Genomic DNA, 15,250 nt, shown 5'->3' with positions numbered 1-15,250 from the left:
TGGCGATTCCCCCCAATCGTTACCCCCTAGGAGTTACCGGTGAACCTGCTATTCGAAGCCGCTGCCCATCACCATGGCCTGGCCCGGGCCATCGACCAGTTGGGCAAGCCGGGGTTCTGGCATCAGCTGATCGTGCTGCTCGATCAACTGCTGCCGTGCGACACCGCCCTGGCCTTGCTGGTGGAGCGCGAGGGCGCGCCGCAGGTGCTGGAGGAATTCGACCGCGGCTTTCGCGATGCGCCGGCGGCAGCGCCCCTGTACCTGGGCGGTCTGTACCTGCTCGATCCGTTCATCCAGGCCATGCGCGACGGCCTTGCCGATGGCGTGTACCGCATGGAAGAGGTCGCCCCGGACGAGTTTCGCAAGAGCGACTACTTCAACAACTACTTTCGTGCCCTGGTCGGCGAGGACGAGCTGCAACTGATCCTCAACCTCGATGCGGGCAAGGTCCTGGCCATCTCGCTGGGCGCCAACCAGCGTTACGACACTGCGACCATAGGCCAGCTGAGCCTGCTGGCGCCGTGGCTGCTGGCCTTGATGCGCCAGCACTGGCACCAGCAGCATCCCCGGCAGGTTGCCGAGCATTCGACCCCGGTCGAGCGGGCGCTGGAGCATTTTGGCAGCGACACGCTGTCGGCGCGTGAGCTGGAAACCGCCCGCCTGGTGCTGCGCGGCAACTCCAGCAAGGCCATCGCCAAGCGCCTGGACATCTCCCAGGAGACGGTCAAGGTGCACCGGCGCAACCTCTACAGCAAGCTTGGGGTCTCGTCCCAATCGGAGCTGTTCAGCCTGTTTTTGCAACACCTGGGACAACATGACCATCAGGAGTGAATGATGCTACGGATACTCGGCAAGGCTTCATCGATCAACGTGCGCAAGGTGCTGTGGACCTGCGCCGAATTGCAGCTGCCGTTCGAGCGCGAGGATTGGGGCTCGGGCTTTCGCTCGACCGAGGATGAGGCGTTCCTGGCGCTGAACCCCAACGCCATGGTGCCGGTGATTGTCGACGGCGATTTTGTCTTGTGGGAGTCCAACAGCATCATCCGCTACCTCGCCGCCCAGTATGGCGGCCAGGCGTTGTACCCGGCCGAACCGAAGGCGCGGGCGCGGGTTGATCAATGGCTGGACTGGCAGGCCACCGACCTCAACGGTTCGTGGAGCTACGCCTTTGTCTCGCTGGTGCGCAAGGCACCGACCCACCAGGACCCGCAAGCGCTGGCGGCGGGTTGCCGCAACTGGGCGAAGCACATGACCATCCTCGAGCGCCAGCTGGAACGTACCGGGGCCTATGTCAGTGGCCAGGACTTTGCCCTGGCGGACATTGCCATCGGCCTGTCGGTTAACCGCTGGCTGCAGACCCCCATGGAGCGCCCGGCGTTGCCGGCGGTCGAGGCTTACTATGAGCGCCTGAACGAACGTGAAGGCTATCGCTTGCATGGGCGCAACGGGTTGCCGTGAGGCCTGCTGGCCTCATCGCGGGTCAAGCGTCGTGAGAATCTGATGCGCCACCTTCACCCGCTCGGCAATCGGGTAGTTCTTGTTCGCCAGCAACACAATGGCGATGCGTTTTGACGGTACGAACGCCACGTAGGCACCAAAACCATCGGTCGAGCCGGTCTTGTTCAAGAAGGTGTCGGCTGGCAGCGGCCGCGCCGGTTTCAGCCAGCTCACAGGTTGCGGCTCCAGCACCATCGACGGCGCATTGCCGGCCTGCAACTGCTCAAGGCTGACCGGGTAGGCATACTGCTCCCAACCCAGGCCCTGGGTCATGGCACCGACCTGATAATAGCCGGTCTGGATGGTGGCGATGGCCCGTTGCAGCGGTTTGCTCAGGCTGTGCGGCTGCATGTTCAGGTCCAGGTAGTGGAGCAGGTCCACGGCGGTCACTTTCAATCCATAGGCCTCGCCATCCAGCGGCCCGGGGCCGACGCGCACCGCTTGGTCCTGCTTGTTGTATCCCTGGGCATAGTTGCCCATCTGCGCGCCAGGCACTTGCAGGTAGCTGTGCTGCAGGCCCAGTTGCGGCAGCAGCTGTTGTTCCATCAACTGGGCGAACGGCGTTCCCAGGCTTTTCGCCGTGAGGTAGCCGAACAGGCCCAGGCTGGGGTTGGAATACAAGCGCTGAGTGCCCGGCGCGTAGTCGGCTTTCCAGTGGCCGTAGTAGCCGGCCAGGTCGGCTTCGCCCTTGACCGCGTCAGGGAACTGCAAGGGCAGGCCGCCCGCGCTGTAAGTCCCAAGGTTGAGCAGGGTGATGCCATCGAACGCGGTGCCTTTGAGTGCGGGCCAGTGCTTGCTGGCCGTATCGCCAAGGCTCAGCTTGCCACTGGCCTGGGCAAAGCCTGCAAGGGTGGCGGTAAAGGTTTTGCTCACCGAGCCGATCTCGAACAGGGTGTCGGCATTGACTGGCTGGCCGCTCTGTTTCGAGGCCACTCCGTAGTTAAAGTAGTGCTGCTGGCCATCGACGCTGATGGCCACGGCCATGCCGGGGATTGCCTGTTGCTGCATCAGCGGGCGCACGGCGGCGCTTACCGTTGACTCCAGCGGCGTCTGCGCAAGGCTTTGCCCGGCAACCAGGCAAAGGCTGAAGGCAGCCAGAATCCCTGGCTTGAGGTTGGTTTTTTGGTGCATGATCGGCAACCTTTCCTTAAGTGGACTGTTGTGAGCCTGGCTGCAGCAGGGAGCGCCAATCTAGGCGCTTTGCCCAGGTTGCACAAACGATGATATTTCGCAGCAGCCATTAGAAAAATTTGGGAGTCTGCATGATCCGACCACACCTGCCCCTGAATGCCCTGCGTGCCTTCGAGGCCTCGGCCCGGCATTTGAGCTTTACCCGCGCGGCCATCGAGCTGTGCGTGACCCAGGCGGCGGTCAGCCATCAGGTCAAGAGCCTCGAGGCCCAGCTCAAGGTCGCCCTGTTCAAGCGCCTGCCGCGCGGGCTGATGCTCACCCGTGAAGGCGAAACCTTGCTGCCGGTGCTGCGCGAATGCTTCGACCGCATCGCCCAGACCCTCGACTGCTTCGATGGCGGCCATTACCGCGAAGTACTCACCGTCGGCGCGGTGGGCACCTTTGCGCTCGGCTGGCTGCTGCCACGCCTGCCCGAGTTCCAGGCCCTGCACCCGTTTATCGATTTGCGCCTGTCGACCAATAACAACCGCGTCGATATCGCCGCCGAAGGCCTGGACTACGCCATCCGCTTTGGCAGCGGCGCCTGGCATGGCATCGATGCCCAGCCGTTGCTGGAGGCGCCGCTGTCGGTGTTGTGCGTGCCGTCGATTGCCGTGCAGTTGCACAGCCCGGCCGACCTGCTGCAACACACCCTGCTGCGTTCCTACCGCAGCGACGAGTGGGCCGAATGGTTCCAGGCCGCTGGCCTGCCGGGCGCGGTACAGCCGTCGCGGACCATGGTCTTCGATTCGTCGCTGGGGATGATGGACGCCGCCCTGCAAGGCGCCGGTGTGGCCCTGGCGCCACCGCTTATGTTCGAACGCCTGCTGGCCAGCGATGCCATTCGCCAGCCATTTGCCCTGGGCATCAGTACCGGCAGCTACTGGCTGACGCGCCTGCAGTCCAAGGCCGAAAGCCCGGCGATGGCGGCGTTCAAAGCCTGGCTGTTGAAGGCAGCTACAGGCTGAAACGCGAAGGCCGGCAGCCTTGCAGCTCGGGCGCCAGTCGGCTGTCGATCAGCTCTTGGGCCACCAGCCGGCCGACCACGGCCGCCAGGGTCACGCCCGAGTGCATCACCGCCAGGTACAGGCCGCTGACAGTTGGCAAGGCACCGATAATGGGGATGCGATCATCCGGCATGGGTCGCAAGCCAACCTCGGTACTGATTAGCTCAAGGCCCTGGCCGCCGTGCAAACTGTTGCGGATGGTAGTGCGCGCCCGCTGGGCAATGCCCTGGGGACCGTCTTCGCCGTCGGCGTCGAGGTAGTCTTCGGCGGCCAGGATCAGCTCCGGCGTCGGTTGGCGGATTTCCAGTTCGCTGCTGGCGATCAGGGTGTGCACCAGCCGCTGTTGCGCCCGCAGGCGGATCAGGATCGACGGCGACGGATGCAGTGGCAAGCTGACGCCCAAGGGCTGCAGCAAGGCCTTGCACGCGGTGCCTGCCGCTACGACCAGGCGCTCGCAACTGATCCGTCCCTCTGCGCTGACAAGCGCCGCGACGGCGCCGTCCCGGCATTCAATCGCCAGCACCTGTGTGTCGCTCAGCACCCTGGCGCCGTTGGCCTGGGCGCGTTCCAGCAGCAAACGGGTCATCGCCAGCGGGTCGATTGAGCCTTCCTGCGGTGCAAACAGCGCCTGCTGCGGTGGCGCTTTGAACTGCGGCTCAAGCTTTCGCACGCGAGCCGGGTCGATCGGCTCGACGCCAGCGGCGGGCAAGGGCGCTGCACTGAACGACAGTGCGCCGCTCCAGTTGATCGGCGCCGTGCCTAGCTCGTCTTGCAGGCGGTGATACTCACCAATCGCCAGATTGCGCAAGGCGGCGAATTCGCCAGGCTGCGGCGCCGTGGTGTTGATCCAGCCAAAGGCTCGCGAGGTGACCCCCAGGCCCGGCTGGCCCTTGTCGATCACTGTCACCTGGGTGTGCTTGCTCAGGTGATAGGCAATCGAGGCACCGACGATACCGGCGCCGATGACCACCACGTGCGGGCGCTCGGCCTCGGCTGTCATTGGCGATTCTCCGGCCAGGTGGCGGTCGGGAAGTAGCTTTCCATGCCCGGCTCCTTGTGCTCGACGCCGTCGCGTTGCCAGTAGCAGGTCAGGCGCGCGTAGTTGTCCAGGTCGCCGTGGATCAGGCAGGTCGAACGGTGACCGGGCCAAGTGAAACGCAGCACCTTGGCCTTGGCAATGGCCGCGACCTCGACCTGGCCGATGGCGGTGCGGGTCTTGCCGTCAATGGTCGTTGCCAGCAGCAGTTGCCCGTCCACATAGCGCAGCGTGGCCTGGCCGGCATAGCTGGCGCCGTTGTCGGGTTCTTTCCCGATCAGCGCATAGGAACCGACCACGAAGCCGTACAGCGGGTCCGGGTAGTCTTCGTCATCGGCGGTGCAGACGCTAGCGACCAGCGCCAGGGCGAGCATGAACCACCTCATAGCGGTATCAGTAGTTGGGCAATCATCGGCAATCCTTTGACTGAGGGAGTGTTATTGGGTCGGGACCAGATTACTGGCAATCAGTGTCGGGCAACTGAAAGTGGGCCTGAGCGCTAGAGGGTTCAAGGGGATCAGCACTGAGCCAGTGGCCAATAATGAGCCTGGGGGCGTCGAGCGATTACTGGTGCTCAGTGGGGTGGGCCAACCGCACAGGCTATGGTTTCTCAGGGCCGCTGCGCTAGGGTGGCGATGGACGTTGCCAGCACCGAGCGAAAGCGTCAGATGGCTTGCTGCGGGGATCGCTGCCATCGGGGGCGCTCCTGCGCGCCCACCGTGGTGGCTGGCAACCAGAGAAAGCAGGTCGGGCGCCGACGCTGGCCAGTGCAACTTGGCGTATTCAATATCTCCAGGAAGCAAGATAGCCGTCTGGGCGCTTTGATTCTCCATTACGAACCACGCTAGCCCTTGGTTGTTGCGGTCATATGGGTCCGTGACCGGGTCGGTGCGGGTGATGACACCGGCACTGAAGGCAACTCGCCTTAACCGGTTGGGCCAAACCAGTCGCTGACCAAGTTGACTGATGAAACGCAAATGGGTTGGGCCCAGTCCGACCCCCCGGTATCGGGTAGGCGGCCGCGGAACAATCCAGTAGCGTTGCAGAGCCAGAGGATCGAAGGTGATATGGGCGGCTTTCTTGCCGAAGTTGTAACTGGTATTGGCAACTGCAAATGCCCAGTGGTCAAAATCCCAGTGAGAGAGCACTACTGGGGCGGGGAGCGAGTCGTGGCTACAGCACCTGTCGCCAGCCAGCAAAGCAGGTCTGTTGGCCGGACGAGTGCGGGCATTGAAGCTGGTCGGCCAACCCAGGTCGTAAAACAGTCGAGGGTGACCGCCTTCGTCGACCAGGGCGTTTGCATTGCCTTGTCCAACGTCATAAGCAACCGTCCATCGTGAAGGGCCCGCTTTTGCGGCGGCTTGTTCAAGCACGTCGAGGATGCGTTGCTTGCGTACCGAAAGACCCGTCAGGAGCGCCAATGATTGCAATTGGGGGGAGGCCCAGCGCATGTCGCTTAACGTCAATCTGAGTGGCGCTTCTTCCCGTTCGCCAGCGAGGCCGACGAACGTGGCCTCAACTCCTTCGGCAGGTGCGCCCGAATCGTTCAAGTTGAAACAGATCCAGGCTGGGGCGGGGCGCAATAAAAAGAAGTCGCCCCAAATAGGCAGATTCAACAGGTCACGTTGGCGGATTGTCAGCAGCAAGGTATTTTCAAGGTGTTCGTTACCGGGTTGAATATTTGCCCATTTTAACCCTCTCAAGGCGTCGGCGGATTCAGCGGTAATGCAGTCAAGGATGACCAGACCTTCGGGATCACCAGGCACACTATCTTCGATCATTGCGTAATGCGTGCACGTCATTTGCTTTCCTTCCCTGGTCAGCCAAGTAGAGCGGCCAGTCACTTCAAAGCCAACTGCCGGGTAATGGTCGGGTCGCTGATCTTGTCGTCGTCAATCAGCAGCAAGGCCTTGGAGAGGATGATCGACAGCAGCGCGTCGCCCTCGAACGGCAGGTACTGCGGGGTGTTTTTCTGCCGCGCCTTGGCGTCGGGGACGATGCACAGGTACTGATCGTTGGGCAGCATCAGGATGTTGCCCGAGCCCAGGTGGATCTTGTAGCTGCGCAGCTTGCCGGTGACCTCCAGGAAGCGCCCGTGCAGGGTCCATTTGTCTTTGAGGCGGGTCATGCGCGGCAGCAGTTTTTCCAGCAATTGCTTGCGTGTTTGCGCGGTGGCGCCCAGCTCGCCGAACGAGTGGTTGTGCCAGTAATCGCGGTAGCGGCCGTCCGGCCCGCCGTCGGCCCACAGCGGGTCGTTGGCCAGCGAGGCGACGCCGACGAACAGGTCGACATCGCGCATCACTTCGCTGAGCACCAACGGCGGCACCTGGTCCAGCGGCAAGGGCGCAGCGTCCACGGCGTTATCCCAGCGGTTCAAGGCATAACCGCCGCCACCGGCATGGGCGCTGCGCTGGGCGGCGTCGATGGGGTAGAAGCGTACCTGGTCGCTGCTCAGGCGCAGGAAGGCGCCGGCTTCGTTGGTATCGACGCCATAGTCGTCGCCCACGCCCTCGATCCAGAACTCGGCACGCAGGCCCCAGGCCGGCAGCTCGCGGGTGGTCGGCGGGTAGGTGTCATCGACCATCAGCCGCAGCTTGTTGCGCCAGCCGCGGGCGGCGGCCAGGGCGTGGAACTGGTGCTGGCGCAAAATGTGCGCGGCGAAGCGGTTGGAGTAGCTGGCGGTGTTGCGCTCGGCTTCGGTCAGCAGGTAGACCTCGCGGTGGGCCTGCTTGAACGGCTGGGTGATCTGCAGCGCTTCAATGCGCTCGCGCCAGGCCAGGACCTCCTCCAGCGGGCGGCCGATCGGGTGCCAAAGGCGCACTTGCGCCGCCCTGGAAGGGCTGATGGTTTTACCGTCCAGGGTTTGCAGGCAGCCTTCGTTGAACACCACGGCGTGCTGCTGGCCGCCGTCGCTGATCACCCAGATCAACCGCCGCGCCAGGGTGCCGATCAGCGGGTGGTCGAGGTAACGCTCCTGCCATTGATCGTACGGCCAGTGTTTTTCCAGCAGGAACAGGCTGTCCAGGCGCTCGGCCTGGGCCGGCAGCATGGCGCCGATGTCCTTGAGCGCGCCTTGCAGCTCCTTGAGCTCGTCCTTGTAGTCGGCCTTGACCTTGGCCGGCACCGATTTTTGCGGCGTGCCGTCGGCGCGGAACCAGCTCAGGGTAGCGGCCTTGCCATCGACCTTGAGCTCGGCGACAAAGGCGCCGTCATCAAAACTTTCGCGGCGCAGGCCGACCTGCTCCAGACCGTAGGTCGGCACGCCGAGTTCTTCGATCTGGTCACGGGGCAGTTGCAGTGCTTGGGCGGCGCTGGTGAAGGCTTTTTCGATTTCCTTCTGCGCGGTGCCGAACTTGACCCGCACCTTGAGCAAGGCCAGTTGCCCGACCGCTTCGCTGGTTGGGATCGACGACAGCGCGAACACCGCCGCGTTGCCGACCTTGGGCGCCCGTGGGCCGATGCCGCGCACCTTGCGGTAGGCGCTCAGGGCCAGGCGGGCGATGGCCCGGGTCAGTTCGCTGTCGGCCAGCGGCGCGCACATCCACAACAGGCCGCGCAGCACCGTGGCGTTGCCATCGTGCATGCGTGCGCGGTCATCGGTGCTTTCCCAGCCGACGTTGAGCAACGCGCCGCAGCGCCCGGCATCGACCCGCGCAAACCAGCGCAGCAGTGCCGCCCGCAGCGGTGCTTCACCGACCTTGGCCAACAGCGCCTGGGCGTTCTTCAGCCATTTAGCCGAGGGCCGCGCCGAAGTTGCCGCAGCGGCCTGACGCAACAGCGCCAGCCAGTCTTCGCGCACCTCGGGGCTCAGTTGTTCGAGGTCTTCCAGGGCCAGCTGGGTCCAGTGTTCGCACGGCGCCAGCACCTGCCAGGCGCCGCTGCCCAGCAGCGGGTCGAGCTTGGCCAGCAGTTGTTCGCCGAAGTTGCCGTAGTGGCCCAGGTCGGCGCACTGGCTGCGCAGCATGATCAGCAGGTCACGCAGGTCGGTTGGCACTGTGCTGAAGTGTTGCGCGATGACCCAGTCGGCCACCGTCAGGGTCGGCAGGGTGCCGTAATAGGCGAAGCGGTAGCTGGTGAACCACTGCAGCACAGGCTCGGCCAGCTGGCCGACGTCGGCGCCGTTTTCCATCAGCCAGGTCATCAGCGCCGGCAGTACGCCGTAGTCGAAAATGTGCGAGAAGGCATGCCCAGCACTGGCGGTGCTCAGCTCACCGTTGTAGGCCACCACCCGTTCGATCAGCGCCAGCACCAGGCGCGTGCGCAGCGCCGGGTCAGGGCTCAGGGCCATCACCGCCGGCAATTTGCCCAGGGCGAAGACCATGGCGTCGGGGCGGCCGTGAATTTTTTGCAGCAGCGGTAGCAGTTCGCCGATCAGCTCATGCTCGTGGCGCAGTTCGGAGCCGGCCAGCAGCGGGTAGCCGTCCGGGCCGATGTGCTCGACCGGGCCCAGTTCGGTTTGCGCGCGGTCGTGGCGAAACGCCTGAAGTTGTTCCAGTGCCATGAGGTTCAGCCTCCTACCAGCGGGGTCAGTTTGATGAAATTGACCACGCTGTCGTGGCGGATGGTCAGGACTTCGTCGAGGCTTTCGGCCTGACGCTCGTCGAGCAGGATGAAAAAGCCATTGCGCTCGAAGGCCTCACAGGCGATGTCGACCTGCTTGCGCCAGTCGATGGTCTGGCGCTCGACGACAGGCTCGCCATTGAGCGCAGCTTCCAGCGGTTCGGGGCTGACCAGGCGCTGGCGCCGACTGTGGCCGGTCTCAGTGCTGCGCTGCAGGACTTCCTGATGGACCCGTTCGCGGATCAGCTGGCGCACGGTGATGGTGTCGGTGGCAAAGTGCAGGGCGAAATCGTCGAAGACTTCGCCCGAAACCGACTCGTCGCGGACGGTGAGCGTTGCCATGGGAACTCCTTTTCTGGCAAGAGGCAAAAAGCAATGGGCGCAAGAGTATCAGGCTGGTCGGCGGATTTCGACGTGCAGGCGCTCAACCATCACTGCCGTTGCGTGCGCGAAAGAACTCCCCCGGCGGCAGGCCGAACTGCTTGCCGAAGGCGGCGATAAACGCCGACAGTGATTCGTAGCCGCAGGCCAGGGCCACGTCGGTGACCCGCTCGCCGCGCTCAAGGGCCGGCAGGGCGCAAAGCAGGCGCATGCGCTGGCGCCAGAGGCGAAAGCTCAGGCCGGTTTCGCGTTGAAAACGCCGGCTCAGGGTTTTCTCCGACACGCCGGCTTGCCGCGCCCAGTCGGCCAGCCCGGTCGGCGAATCGGGTTGTGCCTGCAGGTGGCTGCACAGGGCGCGCAGGTCAGGGTCCAGTGGCAGCGGCAGCATCAGTTGCTGTTGTTCTGCATTGTCCAGCTGGTCGAGCAGCACCTGCACCAGGCGCCCGTCGGGGCCCTCGCTGTCGTATTCCACTGGCAGTTCGCTGAAGCTGCGGATCAGCTCGCGCAACAGCGGCTTGACCGCGACTACCCGGCATTGCGGCTCGCGCCAGCTTGCCGGTGCTTGTTCCAGGTACAGGCTGCGCAGGCAGGTGTCGTCGGCGCAACTGACCCGGTGCGGCACGTGCGCTGGCAGCCACACTGCGCGCTGCGGCGGCACCAGGTAGAAACCCTGGTCGGTGTGCACCTCCAGCACGCCGCGAATGGCATAGGACAACTGCCCCCACGGATGGCTATGGCGGTAGCCGAGCACCACGTTGGGCAGCGCCTGCACATGGCCATACACCGGGCGCGGCAGTGCCGTCAGCTGCTCCAGTGACTGCGGGGTGAAGGCGGGCGGTTGTCCTTTTGGCGACACTGGCGGGGCGCTGGCGTTAGTCAAGATCGGGCAAAGACCTTAACGTCTGCGGCGCCACAATAACAAGCCGGGAGCGGCCATGAAGTACCTGCGGATGCTGTTCGACAATTTCACCCTGGCGCTGCTCGGGGTCATCCTCATTGCCACGCTGCTGCCCTGCGAAGGCAGTGGCGCCGTGCTGTTCGGCTGGTTGACCAACCTTGCCATCGGCCTGCTGTTCTTTTTGCATGGCGCCAAGCTCTCGCGTGAGGCGGTCGCCGCCGGTGCCGGGCACTGGCGCCTGCACCTGCTGGTGTTTGCCTGCACCTTTGTGATGTTTCCGCTACTGGGCATGCTGCTCAAGCCGCTGTTGCTGCCGCTGGTGGGCGATGAACTGTACCTGGGCGTGCTGTACCTGTGCGCCTTGCCGGCCACGGTGCAGTCGGCCATCGCCTTTACCTCGCTGGCCCGTGGCAACGTACCGGCGGCGATCTGCAGCGCGGCGGCGTCGAGTTTGCTCGGCATCGTCTTGACGCCGTTGCTGGTGGTGCTGCTGATGGGCGTCGAGGGTGACAGCGGCTCGAGCCTCGATGCCGTGCTGAAAATCGTTGTGCAACTGCTGGTGCCGTTCGTGGCCGGGCAACTGGCGCGGCGCTGGATCGGCGCCTGGGTGGCGCGCAATGCCCGCTGGTTGAAGAGCGTCGACCAGGGTTCGATCCTGCTGGTGGTTTATACCGCCTTCAGCGATGCGGTGGTCAGCGGCCTGTGGCATGCAGTACCTGCGTCGCGCCTGCTGGGCCTGGCGCTGGTCTGCTGCCTGCTGCTGGCGCTGGTGCTGTGGCTGACCGGCGCGCTTGGGCGCTGGCTGGGCTTCAACCTCGAAGACCGCATCACCATTTTGTTTGCCGGCTCGAAAAAAAGCATGGCCACCGGCGTGCCGATGGCCCAGGTGCTGTTCGTCGGCGGCGGTATCGGTGCAATGATCCTGCCGCTGATGCTGTTCCACCAGATCCAGCTGATGGTCTGCGCGGTACTGGCCCAGCGCTATGCCGCGCGTACTGAAGAACCCTCGCTTACAACAGAACCCCTTTGACCGGTTGCAGTGGTGCCGGCGCCGCCTCATCGGCCAGCTCGCGCACGGCGATTTCCAGGTTGCGGCACATGGCGTCCAGGGCCAGGTCGTTGGGCTGGGTGTCGAACGGGTCGGCGATCTGGTCACCCAGGGCATCCAGGCCGAAGAAGGTATAGGCCAGCACGCACACGGCAAACGGCGTGAACCAGCCGATGCTGTCGACCAGGCAGAACGGCAGCAGGAAGCAGTAGACGTGGACGATGCGGTGCAGCATGAGGATGTAGGGGTAGGGGATGGGCGTGTTTTTGATCCGCTCGCAACCGCCAAGCACGTACGACAGCCGGTTGAGCTGCTGGTCGAGGTTGGCCTGGATCACCTCGCCGGCGCCGGCATCGCGGGCCTGGGCCATGAAGCGCTGGCCGAGCAGGCCGAGCAGGCGGCTGGCAGGCGCATCGCTGCTGGCCAGGGTGGTGCGCGTCGGGGTGTCGAGCAGGCGCTGGCGGTCGGCGCAGGCCGGGGTGCCGCGCAACTGGTCACGCAGCACGTAGGCGAAAGCAATCAAGGGGTCGAGCAGGGCGCGGCGCTGGCTGGCGTCGAGGTCGGGCAGCAGGCTCAGGGTCTGGCGGGTCAGGTTGCGGCTGACGATCAGCAGCTCGCCCCACAGCGTGCGCGCTTCCCAGAAGCGCTGGTAGGCCACGGTGTTGCGAAAGCCGAGGAAGATCGCCAGGGTCAGGCCCCAGAGGGTAAAGGGCGTGGCGGTGAGGATCACCTTGTACTCGAACAGGGTGCCATGGGTGGCTACCACTGCCGAGCTGATCAGCACCGTATACAGCACCTTGCGCCAGATCGCCGGGATGATCGAGCCCTTGAGCGAAAACAGCAGGACGCGGATGGAGGGTTTTTGTGGCTGGATGATCATGCAAGGCAGGCCCTGTACAGTAACGCGAGTATTGACGCGCGTTACTGTAGGGCAAAGCTGGGTCAGGATACAGTTTGGGATAAAAATGCCAGGGTCATTGGCACCAGAGAGTGAAGTCGCCGAGTAAAGAGGCGTCGTTTGCGATGACACGGATCAGGGCTATGTTGCTGTCCGCCGGGGCCTCATACTCCAGCCAATCACGCGCAGTGGAATCGGGGCGCTCAAGGATCTGTCTGTGCAGAAGAGTACCTTGCGAATCCAAGTACTCAACTTCTCCGCGTTTGTCTCTGACGATCCATTCAAACCTGATTCTTGTGCAGGGTAAGGCAAGATTTATATCAAGCTTTTGCGAAGACATCCGGATGATGTTCCCCATACGAAACACCCAGGTAATTGTAGTGGAGACCGCCCAAAAGAAGTCCGGCTCTGGCCGGGGCATCGTTAGGCAAACTGATGGTCATGGTCGGCAGTACCAGGCGTTGGCCGGCGCCGATAAGCTGCGGGGTATCGTAATCACGGAATCTCTCGTTGATCAGCAACGGGTAGATGCGGATATCATCGAAGCTGAAGTCAGCACCGTTATCACTGCCGTTGCCGGTATCGTCACGCCCGATCAGCTCGAGGGTGTGGGAGTGCTCCTGGGCGCGGAACTGCCAACGCAGGGTCTGCCATTCCGGCGCGGTGACGGCAAACTCGCCTTCGAGTCGGGCGCTATCGAGCTCGAATGACAGGTGAGGGGTCTTGGAGCTGTTGCCGTTGCGTTTTACCCGCATCGACAGGCGATAGTCGGTGCCGGGTGTCAGGCCTGCCAGTGCCTTGCGCATCACACTGCCCAACAGGTGACCGGCAAAATTTTCGAAGTGCACCCATTGGTTGCTGCCATCGCAGGTCAGCGCCAGCGCCTGGCCATTGGGGCCTTTGTGCCAAGCATTCCATGGGTCATTGCCGGGTTCGAAATCGGTGTGATCGATGAACACAGTGTTGAGTGTTGTCGCGGCCTCGTCGGGTAGTTGAGAGAAAGTGAAAAAATCGAGGAAGGCGTAGTCGCGCGAGGTAAACACCAGCGAGGCGATCGGGCGATTGGCTGGCGCTTGATACTCCACCCAATGATGTTTCGGCTCCCCGTCAAAGCTCAATGTTTCGAGCCGCTGGCCTTGCTCATCGTAGAACTCGACTTCGCCCGGACGTTGTCTCCAGGTCCAGGCGAACTTGATTCTATCGCACGGTACAATGGGGGCGATCCGCAGCCGTTGAGCTGAAGCAGATTTACTCACGCCGCGTTGCAGGACGATCGCTTCGCCCTCCAGCAAACCTGCCTCTGGATAGGCGTAGCGCTCGATACCGGCCTTGATGCCAGCAGGGCCTTCGAGCAGGGTAATGGTCATGGTCGGCAGTTGAATGCTTTGCCCGGGGTCGATCAGATGATTTGCCTGGCCGTCGAAGTTTTCCGTGATGGTGGTGGGGTGAATGCGGATATCGTCAAAGCTGATATCCCCACCTGTTTGTGCTGTGCCGTCACGGCCTAGCAACTCCAGGTGTTGCGTGATGCTGGTGGCTTGAAACGTCCAGCGAAGGGTTTGCCATTGCTTGTCGACTACCGCAATTCGCCCCTCCAGTTCATTACCGTCCAATTCGAACCACAGGCTGGGCGTCATCGACGTGTCTTTCTGGCGTCTGACGCGCATGGAAATTGTGTAGTGCGTTGCGGGTGTCAGCCCCTCGAGCGTTTTGTTGAGGATGCGCCCATTGAGGGTGCCCTGGAAGTTTTCAAATCCGGCAAAGTGATTTCCTTGCTCTGTCTTGATCGTCAACATGCTGCCATTGGGCCCTTTCTGCCAACCATTCCAGGGATCAACGTCGGATTCGAAATCGGTGTGATCGATGAAAAGTTCCATACGCCCTGCCTCCGGGGTGGGGCCTGTCGGTCGACAGGCCTCGGTGCATTCGAGCACCGCCAGGGCGTGCTGGCTACTGGCAAAAATACTAGGTAGCGCGGCTATTCATGGCAGCAGTGGGGTGGTTGGGCGAGGTCTTGGTAACGGTCATGATGGCGCACCCAGTCCATGGTGCCTTCCTCGTTGCGGCCTTTGGGCATCAGGTCGAGAAAGTTGTAGGTGCCGACCAGCATGTCCAGGCCGCGGGCGTAGCTTGAGTAGGTGTGGAACAGCGTGCCGCCGGCATCGCGGTAGAACACGCTAAGGCCCGGCAGCTCGGTTTCTTCGCCCGAATACGGCTCATAGTTGTATTGGTCGCTGCCCTTGGCGCCGACGCCGAAGTCCTGGTTGAAGCTACTGGCGTGGGACGAGACCCAGGGAAACTTCCAGCCCATGCGTTGCTTGAAGGCCTGGAACTGGGCATAGGGTGCGCGCGACACCGCCACCAGCGACACGTCGTGATGGGCCAGGTGCAGGTTGGCGCCGTCGAAATGATCGGCCAGAAACGAACAGCCCGGGCAGCCTTCATCCCAGCCTTCGCCGAACATGAAGTGATAGACCAGCAACTGGCTGCGGCCGGCGAACAGGTCGCCAAGGCTCAGGCGGCCTTGCGCGCCTTCGAAGCGATAGTCCTGGTCGACCCGCACCCAGGGCAGGGCGCGGCGGGCCTTGCTCAGTTCGTCGCGCTGGTGGGTCAGGGCCTTTTCATGCAGCAACAGCTGGCGGCGGGCGCTGAGCCATTCGCTGCGCGAGACCACCTGGGGGTTTTGATGGTTGTCCATGGGTACGGCTCCGCTGGGGGAATGTACTCATGGTCGATTGCCGGGTGGGGGATTCGA

The 15,250-nt window shown here is 63.4% G+C and carries 14 protein-coding genes; 4 read left to right on the top strand and 10 right to left on the bottom strand.

All coding sequences use genetic code 11. The annotated features are described in order from the left end of the window. Positions 1-39: 39 nt before the first annotated feature. Complete coding sequence (locus LOY37_RS16170; RefSeq protein WP_258715250.1) at positions 40-831, top strand: helix-turn-helix transcriptional regulator; 792 nt, start codon at positions 40-42, stop codon at positions 829-831. 3 nt (positions 832-834) lie between these two features. After that, positions 835-1,458 (top strand): glutathione S-transferase family protein, encoded by a 624-nt coding sequence (locus tag LOY37_RS16165; RefSeq protein ID WP_045194105.1) that lies wholly within the window; start codon positions 835-837, stop codon positions 1,456-1,458. 12 nt (positions 1,459-1,470) lie between these two features. On the opposite strand, the gene ampC is transcribed toward LOY37_RS16165, so the two are convergent. Beyond that, a complete protein-coding gene (gene ampC / locus LOY37_RS16160) occupies positions 1,471-2,628 on the bottom strand; it encodes a class C beta-lactamase (RefSeq protein ID WP_258715249.1) in 1,158 nt (385 codons plus the stop codon). A gap of 131 nt (positions 2,629-2,759) precedes the next feature. On the opposite strand from ampC, the gene LOY37_RS16155 reads away from it, so the two are divergent. Next, complete coding sequence (locus tag LOY37_RS16155; protein ID WP_093381532.1) at positions 2,760-3,635, top strand: LysR family transcriptional regulator; 876 nt, start codon at positions 2,760-2,762, stop codon at positions 3,633-3,635. Here the strand turns inward: LOY37_RS16155 and LOY37_RS16150 are convergent. From LOY37_RS16150 to LOY37_RS16125, 6 genes are all read right to left on the bottom strand, one after another. Beyond that, positions 3,625-4,674: an FAD-binding oxidoreductase gene (locus LOY37_RS16150; RefSeq protein WP_258715248.1), complete on the bottom strand. Its 1,050-nt coding sequence runs from the start codon at positions 4,672-4,674 to the stop codon at positions 3,625-3,627. The genes LOY37_RS16155 and LOY37_RS16150 overlap by 11 nt on opposite strands. Further along, positions 4,671-5,084: a hypothetical protein gene (locus LOY37_RS16145; RefSeq protein WP_258715247.1), complete on the bottom strand. Its 414-nt coding sequence runs from the start codon at positions 5,082-5,084 to the stop codon at positions 4,671-4,673. Before LOY37_RS16145 ends, LOY37_RS16150 begins: the two co-directional genes overlap by 4 nt. A 63-nt stretch (positions 5,085-5,147) precedes the next feature. Beyond that, on the bottom strand, positions 5,148-6,491 hold the full coding sequence (locus LOY37_RS16140; protein ID WP_258715246.1) for a hypothetical protein: 1,344 nt from the start codon (positions 6,489-6,491) through the stop codon (positions 5,148-5,150). A gap of 59 nt (positions 6,492-6,550) precedes the next feature. Continuing rightward, the gene (locus tag LOY37_RS16135; RefSeq protein WP_258715245.1) at positions 6,551-9,211 is read right to left on the bottom strand and encodes a DUF4132 domain-containing protein; all 2,661 of its coding nucleotides are present in this window, start codon (positions 9,209-9,211) and stop codon (positions 6,551-6,553) included. Between the two features lie 5 nt (positions 9,212-9,216). Then, on the bottom strand, positions 9,217-9,612 hold the full coding sequence (locus tag LOY37_RS16130) for a hypothetical protein (RefSeq protein WP_258607202.1): 396 nt from the start codon (positions 9,610-9,612) through the stop codon (positions 9,217-9,219). An 82-nt stretch (positions 9,613-9,694) separates the two neighbouring features. Next, positions 9,695-10,507 carry a helix-turn-helix domain-containing protein gene (locus LOY37_RS16125; protein WP_258717202.1) on the bottom strand — a complete coding sequence of 271 codons (813 nt, stop codon included), beginning with the start codon at positions 10,505-10,507 and terminating at the stop codon, positions 9,695-9,697. Between the two features lie 79 nt (positions 10,508-10,586). On the opposite strand from LOY37_RS16125, the gene LOY37_RS16120 reads away from it, so the two are divergent. Continuing rightward, positions 10,587-11,579: a bile acid:sodium symporter family protein gene (locus LOY37_RS16120; protein ID WP_258593892.1), complete on the top strand. Its 993-nt coding sequence runs from the start codon at positions 10,587-10,589 to the stop codon at positions 11,577-11,579. Here LOY37_RS16120 and LOY37_RS16115 read toward each other — a convergent pair. The 3 genes from LOY37_RS16115 to LOY37_RS16105 all read right to left on the bottom strand — a co-directional run bounded on the left by LOY37_RS16115 (position 11,560) and on the right by LOY37_RS16105 (position 15,193). Continuing rightward, a complete protein-coding gene (locus LOY37_RS16115; protein ID WP_258607200.1) occupies positions 11,560-12,477 on the bottom strand; it encodes a bestrophin family protein in 918 nt (305 codons plus the stop codon). The genes LOY37_RS16120 and LOY37_RS16115 overlap by 20 nt on opposite strands. Before the next feature lie 338 nt (positions 12,478-12,815). Then, a complete protein-coding gene (locus LOY37_RS16110) occupies positions 12,816-14,372 on the bottom strand; it encodes a hypothetical protein (protein ID WP_258715244.1) in 1,557 nt (518 codons plus the stop codon). Positions 14,373-14,473: 101 nt separating this feature from the next. Further along, positions 14,474-15,193, bottom strand: a complete 720-nt coding sequence (locus tag LOY37_RS16105) for a thioredoxin family protein (RefSeq protein WP_258715243.1) — start codon at positions 15,191-15,193, stop codon at positions 14,474-14,476. Positions 15,194-15,250 lie beyond the last annotated feature (57 nt).

The organism is Pseudomonas sp. B21-012, assembly GCF_024749305.1.
Classification (GTDB): domain Bacteria; phylum Pseudomonadota; class Gammaproteobacteria; order Pseudomonadales; family Pseudomonadaceae; genus Aquipseudomonas.
The sequence above is the reverse complement of the archived record's forward strand: the minus strand, read 5'-3'. Positions and strand labels throughout refer to the sequence as shown.

What these genes read in the sequence shown, in the direction of transcription:
- LOY37_RS16165 (WP_045194105.1), top strand. Translation starts at nt 835, where the DNA reads ATGCTACGGATACTCGGCAAGGCTTCATCGATCAACGTGCGCAAGGTG.
- ampC (WP_258715249.1), bottom strand. Translation starts at nt 2,628, where the DNA reads ATGCACCAAAAAACCAACCTCAAGCCAGGGATTCTGGCTGCCTTCAGC.
- LOY37_RS16155 (WP_093381532.1), top strand. Translation starts at nt 2,760, where the DNA reads ATGATCCGACCACACCTGCCCCTGAATGCCCTGCGTGCCTTCGAGGCC.
- LOY37_RS16150 (WP_258715248.1), bottom strand. Translation starts at nt 4,674, where the DNA reads ATGACAGCCGAGGCCGAGCGCCCGCACGTGGTGGTCATCGGCGCCGGT.
- LOY37_RS16145 (WP_258715247.1), bottom strand. Translation starts at nt 5,084, where the DNA reads ATGCTCGCCCTGGCGCTGGTCGCTAGCGTCTGCACCGCCGATGACGAA.
- LOY37_RS16140 (WP_258715246.1), bottom strand. Translation starts at nt 6,491, where the DNA reads ATGATCGAAGATAGTGTGCCTGGTGATCCCGAAGGTCTGGTCATCCTT.
- LOY37_RS16135 (WP_258715245.1), bottom strand. Translation starts at nt 9,211, where the DNA reads ATGGCACTGGAACAACTTCAGGCGTTTCGCCACGACCGCGCGCAAACC.
- LOY37_RS16130 (WP_258607202.1), bottom strand. Translation starts at nt 9,612, where the DNA reads ATGGCAACGCTCACCGTCCGCGACGAGTCGGTTTCGGGCGAAGTCTTC.
- LOY37_RS16120 (WP_258593892.1), top strand. Translation starts at nt 10,587, where the DNA reads ATGAAGTACCTGCGGATGCTGTTCGACAATTTCACCCTGGCGCTGCTC.
- LOY37_RS16115 (WP_258607200.1), bottom strand. Translation starts at nt 12,477, where the DNA reads ATGATCATCCAGCCACAAAAACCCTCCATCCGCGTCCTGCTGTTTTCG.
- LOY37_RS16110 (WP_258715244.1), bottom strand. Translation starts at nt 14,372, where the DNA reads ATGGAACTTTTCATCGATCACACCGATTTCGAATCCGACGTTGATCCC.
- LOY37_RS16105 (WP_258715243.1), bottom strand. Translation starts at nt 15,193, where the DNA reads ATGGACAACCATCAAAACCCCCAGGTGGTCTCGCGCAGCGAATGGCTC.